Source organism: Actinomyces sp., from assembly GCF_030524025.1.
Lineage (GTDB): Bacteria > Actinomycetota > Actinomycetes > Actinomycetales > Actinomycetaceae > Actinomyces.
In genome coordinates, this window is record NZ_JAUNHI010000054.1 from 1 (window position 1) to 2466 (window position 2466).

The 2466-nt window shown below is 71.8% G+C and carries 3 protein-coding genes; all 3 read left to right on the top strand.

Annotation, left to right across the window (positions count from 1 at the left end):
• Positions 1-240 precede the first annotated feature (240 nt).
• On the top strand, positions 241-852 hold the full coding sequence (locus Q4C85_RS11675) for a hypothetical protein (RefSeq protein WP_303142299.1): 612 nt from the start codon (positions 241-243) through the stop codon (positions 850-852).
• 93 nt (positions 853-945) lie between these two features.
• The gene (locus Q4C85_RS11680) at positions 946-1665 is read left to right on the top strand and encodes a hypothetical protein (RefSeq protein WP_303142301.1); all 720 of its coding nucleotides are present in this window, start codon (positions 946-948) and stop codon (positions 1663-1665) included.
• A gap of 160 nt (positions 1666-1825) precedes the next feature.
• A partial coding sequence (locus tag Q4C85_RS11685; RefSeq protein ID WP_303142303.1) for an amino acid--tRNA ligase-related protein occupies positions 1826-2466 on the top strand: 641 nt, incomplete at its 3' end.

The window sequence follows — 2466 nt, forward strand, 5'->3', positions numbered from 1 at the left end:
ACAGCGCCCACGACAGCGCCGCCGGCGGAGCCCACTGCTGAACCGGTGCCCAGCATCGAGCCCAGTGCTGAGCCGAGTGCAGAACCGAGCACGGAACCGCCTGCCGAGCCGACCACGGAGCCGACGGCTGAGGCTCCCAGTCAACCGGTCGAACCGGCCGAGCCCGAGCCCACGGCTGCTCCGGTCGAGCCAGTCCTGCCGGAGCCCACCGCTGAGCCCGAGGTGCCCACCCCGGAGCCGGTGACCACGGCGACCGCGCCGACGGAGCGGTCGACGCCCGAACCCGCCGCCGAGCAGGAGCCCGCCGAGGACGAGGTTGAGGTCGTCGTGCCCGGCGACCCCAACGCCAGGCCCGAGACCGAGCCCTCCTCGCCGGTCAGCGACCCCGGGCAGCTGGACGCTTCCAACGCAGGCTCGCTGTCGGGCACGCGCAACGGCGACAAGGTCACGTTCATCCTGCCGTCGAGCAAGGCTAAGGAGGGCGACTGGGTGGCCGTGTTCATCTACCCGGGCGCGAGGACTGCGGGCTGGGTGCAGGTCGACGGGGCGCAGTCGGTGTCCATCGATGTCTCCGGCTTCGAGGCGGGCACCTACCAGGTGGCGATCGCCGACCGGGACTCCGAGCTTCTCGGCTGGGCCCAGCTGGAGATCGAGGCGGTCAGTGCTCCCGCGGGCGAGGGAGCCAACGTCCTGACCATCGGCGCCGAGCAGCCGGGGCATGGTCTGCTGGGACCGGGCGACTGGATGCTCGTCACCGCAGGAGGGCTGCTCGCCCTGGCCGCAGGGGCCGTCATCCTCCTCGTCCGACCCGCGACGCTGGCGCCGTGGCGCCGTGGCCGCGCCGAGGTGTGAGACGATCTCCCGGACGGCGAAGCGGAGAGGACGGCGGTGCGGCACCGGAGATGCACAACACGTGCTCCACGAGCAGGACTCGTGGCACGGTGGGTGACGCTACCCTCTTGGCTGCTCGTCATCGCGGTAGCCCTGGTCCTCACCGCTCCCGGCCTGGTCCCCGCGCCCGCCGCCGGGATCGTCACGACGGGGGAGTCGACCACCGGTACCGCCTCGACAGTGAGCCCCTCGACGGTCGCGGTCGGCGGGACACTGACCTTCACACTCTCCGGCTTTCCCCAGGGGGCCACCGTTCAGATCCTTGTCGACGACGGCACCCTGGTGCTGGAGGACGGTACCGCTGCGGGACGTGGGGTTCTCGGCGTGCTCCAGATCGCTGAGGACGGCACGGCCTCGGGGACCGTCGAGATTCCCCGCGACGTGGGCAAGGGGGTCCACTGGCTGCGCTTCTCGGTGACCGCGGGCCCCGACATCCCCACGAGCAAGGTTCGCACCGCCGACTACACGAACAAGAGCCCCTATTTCACGGTCGCCGATGTCACGGTCATCGGGGGCAGCTCGACCGTGGCGCCCCCGACAGCGACCGCCTCTCCGACCACTCAGGTCACTTACGGCGGCACCAGGCTTCTGCCCGCCGTCCAGAACGGGAGCGAGCCCCAGGCCAGGGCGGTGGAGGTCCGGTCGGACTCCTTCCCCTTCGTCGGCACGGGTGTCATGGCCCTGGCGGTGCTGCTGTGCGTCCTGGCGGCCGTCGTCGTGTTCAACCGGTGGCGGCTGGCGCGACATCAGTCCGGTCCGGGAGGCTTCGCCTGAGGCCGTCGGGGCCGCGCGCCGCCTGTCGACCGTGTCACGCGGCCCGTCGTCGCGCGGGAGCGCCCGCGGGTCCGTCGTAGGATCGCGCCAGCGCCCGCCCGTCTCGCGGTGCGCCCCGACGGGTACCGGATCAGTGCCCCCAGCGGAAGGAACCAGCACCGTGCTGCGCACCCGTGACGCAGGATCCCTGCGCCCCTCAGACATCGGACAGGTCGTCACCCTCACCGGATGGGTGGACCGGCGCCGGGACCACGGCGGGGTCGCCTTCATCGACCTGCGCGACGCCTCGGGCATCGCCCAGGTGGTCATCCGCCAGGAGGTGGCTCACGACCTGCGGGCCGAGTTCGTCCTGCTCGTGACCGGCGAGGTCACCGCCCGTCCGGAGGGCAACGCCAACCCCAACCTGCCCACCGGCGAGGTCGAGGTGGTCGTCACCGACCTGGAGATTCTCAACGTGGCCGCGCCCCTGCCCTTCCAGGTCTCAGACCACGCCGAGGAGGTCGGCCAGGTCGGCGAGGAGGCTCGTTTGAGGTACCGCTACCTCGACCTGCGTCGCTCCCCGATGCAGCGCGCGATCCGCCTGCGCTCTGAGGTCTCCCAGGCCGCCCGCCGGGTTCTGGGCGGGCACGGCTTCGTCGAGGTCGAGACCCCCACGCTCACCCGCTCCACACCCGAAGGTGCCCGTGACTTCCTCGTCCCGGCGCGCCTGTCGCCGGGGTCCTGGTACGCCCTGCCGCAGAGCCCGCAGCTGTTCAAGCAGCTGCTCATGGTGGCGGGCATGGAGCGCTACTACCAGATCGC